The following is a 3,510-nucleotide window of genomic DNA, read 5'->3' on the forward strand; positions in this document are numbered from 1 at the left end:
GCCCCCGCCCCCGGGTGGGTAACCCCCCCACCCCCCCCCGGCGCCGGCGGCGGCGCCCCCACGGCCGCCGCCCGCTCCGGTCGCCTCCTCAGGCGTCCCTGCGGCGCATGGAGAGCCACCCGCCGACGAGCGCCGCCGCCGTCCACAGCACCAGGATCGCGATCCCCTCCCAGGGCCCGTAGTCGCGCCCGAACCGCGGATCGCCCGGCACCGTCATGTGCATGATGACCATGCCCACCTGGTCCGGGAAGTACTGCACCACCGGCCTGATCGCGTCCAGGTTCCCCAGGCCCTGGCTCGAGAGGAACAGCACCGGCAGCAGGATCGAGAGCGTCACCACGGTGCTGCGCAGCATCATCGCGATCGACGCCGTGAACACGCTCAGCAGCGTCAAGTGGATCCAGCCGCCCAGCAGCGCCTCGATCGTCCACCATTCCGTCAGCGGCGCCGCCGCGTCCCCGATCACGACCCGGACCAGCCCGTACACCGCCACCTCGACGACCAGCGCCGCCGCGGCCACCGTGAGCCCGACCGCCGTCATCTTCGCCGCGAAGAACCGGCCCCGCGACGGCACCGCCGCGAGCGACGCCCGGATCGTCCCCGTCGAGAACTCCGACCCCACGGTCGCCACCGCGAACGTCACCAGCACCAGTTGCGCCGTGAGCAGCCCGAACATGATCGGCAGCAGCGCATCGGCGGCCGGGCCGCCCTCGCTGAACCCGTTCGCGACCACCCAGCCCAGCCCGAGCGCGACGAACGCGAACAGGCTCAACGTCACCACAGTGGACCTCACGGACCGGAGCTTCACCCACTCCGCGCCCGCCGCGCGCACGAACCCGCTCATAGCGAACCCCCCGACCGGAACTCGACCGACGCGCCCGTCAACCGCATGAACGCCTCCTCCAGGCTCGCCCCGCTGCCGTCCGCCGGCGCGTGCGCCGCGATGAAGTCCTTCGTCGACGTGTCCGCCAGCAGGCGGCCGCGCCCGATCACGACCAGGTGCTCGGCCGTCAACGCCATCTCCGACATGAGATGGCTCGACACGAGCACCGTCCGGCCCTCCGCGGCCAGGCCCTTCATGAGGTTCCTGATCCACACCACCCCTTCGGGATCGAGGCCGTTCACCGGTTCGTCCAGGATGAGCACCCCCGGGTCGCCGAGCAGCGCCGCCGCGACCCCGAGCCGCTGCTTCATCCCCAGCGACAGCGTCTTCGCGTGCTTCCTCGCGACACCGGCCATGCCCGTCGCCTCCAGAACCTCCCCGATCCGCCGCTCGCCGATGCCGTTCGTGCGGGCGAGCCACCGGAGGTGCTCGCGCACGCTCCGCGTCGGATGCAGGTCCCCGGCGTCCATCAACGCCCCGACGGACGTCAGCGGCCGCTCCAGCGACCGGTACGGCCGCCCGTTCACGGTCGCGCTCCCGCCCGTGGGGCGGTCGAGGCCGAGGATCAGCCGGATCGTCGTGGACTTGCCCGCGCCGTTCGGCCCGAGGAAACCGGTGACGCGGCCCGGCTCCACCGTGAATGTCAGATCGTCGACGGCCGTGCCGCCCCGATACCGCTTGGTCAGATTGCTTACTTCGATCACCATGCCACCGTAGGAATCCGGGCCTCCCGCGCACAGTCCCCGAAGGTCGCCGAAACCGGCGACGAAAGTGAACGCCCACGCCCCGGCCCGAGCGGCCGCCGGTGCGTACCCTGGCCGTATGAGAGGTCTGCTCGCGGCGATCGCCATCGTCCTGGTCGAGTTCGCGCTGCTCGCCACCCTCCCCGCCGGGCCGATACCCGCCGGCATCCTCGCGCTCCTCGCCGCGGCCGTCGTCGTCGCCCTCTGGCAGCGGTACCGGAGCTCGCTGCGCGAACAGGAGGTCGCCGTGGAACGCGAACGCCTCCGCCTCGCGAGCGACATGCACGACAGGATCGGACGCCGCCTCGGCCTCGCCGCCGTCCAGGTCGCCGCCCTCGAAGTCCGCGAGACCGACCCCGAGCGCCGCGCCGAGACCCGGCAGGTCGGCGACACCGTCCGCGCCGCCGTCGAGGACCTCCACGGCCTCGTCTCGCTTCTGCGCACCGGATCCGCGACCGAGGCCAAGTTCGACGCCGCCGAGGCCGCGATGCTCGCCGCGGCCTTCATGGAGGCGGGCGTCTCCGTCGAACTGCGCCACGAAGGCGAACCCGGTCTGCTCCCCGCCGTCGCGGCCCGCGCCGCCTACGCCGTCCTCGAAGAAGGCCTCGCCAACGCCGCGAAGCACGCCCCGGGGGAGCGGGTCCGCGCGACCATCACCTGGGAGGCCGACGCGCTCCTCGTCGCCGTCGAGAACCCGCTCCCCGCCGACGCCTCCGCCTCCGACCTCCCCGACCTCCCCGGCGGCCACGGCCTCGCGGGCCTGCGCGAACGCGTCGACGCCGCCGGCGGCCTTCTCGACCACCGCGCCGACGTCGGCCGCTTCCGACTCAGCGCGATGCTGCCCGTGCCCGCCACCCGCCCGCAACTCCCGCGCGCCGCCCGGGCCGCCGCGATCGGCACCGTCGTGCTCCTCCTGGTGCTGCTCCCGCTCACCTCGATCGCGGGGGTGCAGACCGGATGACGCGAGTGGTGATCGCCGACGACGAACCGCTCGTCGTCGAAGGCGTCCGCACCGTCCTCCATGCGGCGGGCATCGAAACAGTCGCCATGGCCCACAACGGAAGCGACGCGCTCACCGCCATCGAACGGCACCGCCCCGAAGTGGCCCTGCTCGACCTCCACATGCCCGGCCTCGGCGGCCTCGCCGTCGCCGAGCGCCTCCCCGCCGTGTCGCCCGCGACGCGGGCGCTGGTCCTCACCTCCTTCGGCGACCAGGCGAACGTCCTGTCCGCAGTGGAGAAAGGCGCGGCCGGCTTCGTCCTCAAGACCTGCGCCCCCGAGGAACTGGTGACGGCGGTACGCGCGGTCGCCGCAGGCGAGGCCTACCTCTCACCGGTCGTGACGCGCATGGTGCTGGGCCTCGTCGCCCCCGAATCGGCCCCGCGCCGCCGCGACGCGGTCGAGCGCGTTGCGCGCCTGGCCGCACGCGAACGCGAGGTGCTCGACGCCGTTGCCGAAGGCCTCTCGAACGCGGAGATCGCCGGGCGGGTCCACATGAGCGAAGCGACGGTCAAGACCTACGTGAGCCGGGTCCTCGCGAAACTCGGCTGCGCCAACCGGGTCCAAGCGGCGATGCTCGCCCGAGACGCGAGAAGCTGACGCGAAGTTATCCACAGCCACTGACCAGCAATTCGATCCACTGTCGCCGAAGTTATCCACAGGCGAAAAAGAATGCTTGGCAACCCTTGTGAAGCATGTGATTGTAGATATCAAAAACCGCTGCTTCGCCGGTGGTGGTGGAAGTGCGGAGTGGCGATCCGGTCCTGGCAGGACTGGCGGTGATATGTGGGATTCCCCGGGGGCCGCCCCCGAAGACCGAGCGCGGGTGCACCCGCGCTCGGCTCCTGCCAGGACACCTCGCGAGGTCATTCGCGGGCGCACCAG

Annotated in this window: 4 protein-coding genes; 2 read left to right on the forward strand and 2 right to left on the reverse strand. The window is 72.2% G+C overall.

The features are described 5' to 3' along the window. Positions 1-88: 88 nt before the first annotated feature. Together O2L01_RS25390 and O2L01_RS25395 are read right to left on the reverse strand one after the other, a co-directional pair. Complete coding sequence (locus O2L01_RS25390) at positions 89-844, reverse strand: hypothetical protein (protein ID WP_270124850.1); 756 nt, start codon at positions 842-844, stop codon at positions 89-91. Continuing rightward, positions 841-1,587 carry an ABC transporter ATP-binding protein gene (locus O2L01_RS25395; protein ID WP_270124851.1) on the reverse strand — a complete coding sequence of 249 codons (747 nt, stop codon included), beginning with the start codon at positions 1,585-1,587 and terminating at the stop codon, positions 841-843. The genes O2L01_RS25390 and O2L01_RS25395 overlap by 4 nt, the downstream gene beginning before the upstream one ends. Before the next feature lie 118 nt (positions 1,588-1,705). Between O2L01_RS25395 and O2L01_RS25400 the strand changes: the two genes are divergently transcribed. Both O2L01_RS25400 and O2L01_RS25405 read left to right on the forward strand, forming a co-directional pair. After that, a complete protein-coding gene (locus O2L01_RS25400) occupies positions 1,706-2,587 on the forward strand; it encodes a sensor histidine kinase (protein ID WP_270124852.1) in 882 nt (293 codons plus the stop codon). Further along, positions 2,584-3,225, forward strand: coding sequence for a response regulator (locus O2L01_RS25405; RefSeq protein WP_270124853.1), 642 nt, complete (start codon positions 2,584-2,586; stop codon positions 3,223-3,225). Before O2L01_RS25400 ends, O2L01_RS25405 begins: the two co-directional genes overlap by 4 nt. The last annotated feature ends 285 nt before the right edge of the window (positions 3,226-3,510 follow it).

This window comes from Glycomyces lechevalierae (assembly GCF_027622945.1).
Classification (GTDB): domain Bacteria; phylum Actinomycetota; class Actinomycetes; order Mycobacteriales; family Micromonosporaceae; genus Glycomyces; species Glycomyces rutgersensis.

Bases quoted from the DNA above. Each gene is read 5' to 3' on its own strand.
- O2L01_RS25390 (WP_270124850.1), bottom strand. From the start codon at position 844: ATGAGCGGGTTCGTGCGCGCGGCGGGCGCGGAGTGGGTGAAGCTCCGG.
- O2L01_RS25400 (WP_270124852.1), top strand. From the start codon at position 1,706: ATGAGAGGTCTGCTCGCGGCGATCGCCATCGTCCTGGTCGAGTTCGCG.
- O2L01_RS25405 (WP_270124853.1), top strand. From the start codon at position 2,584: ATGACGCGAGTGGTGATCGCCGACGACGAACCGCTCGTCGTCGAAGGC.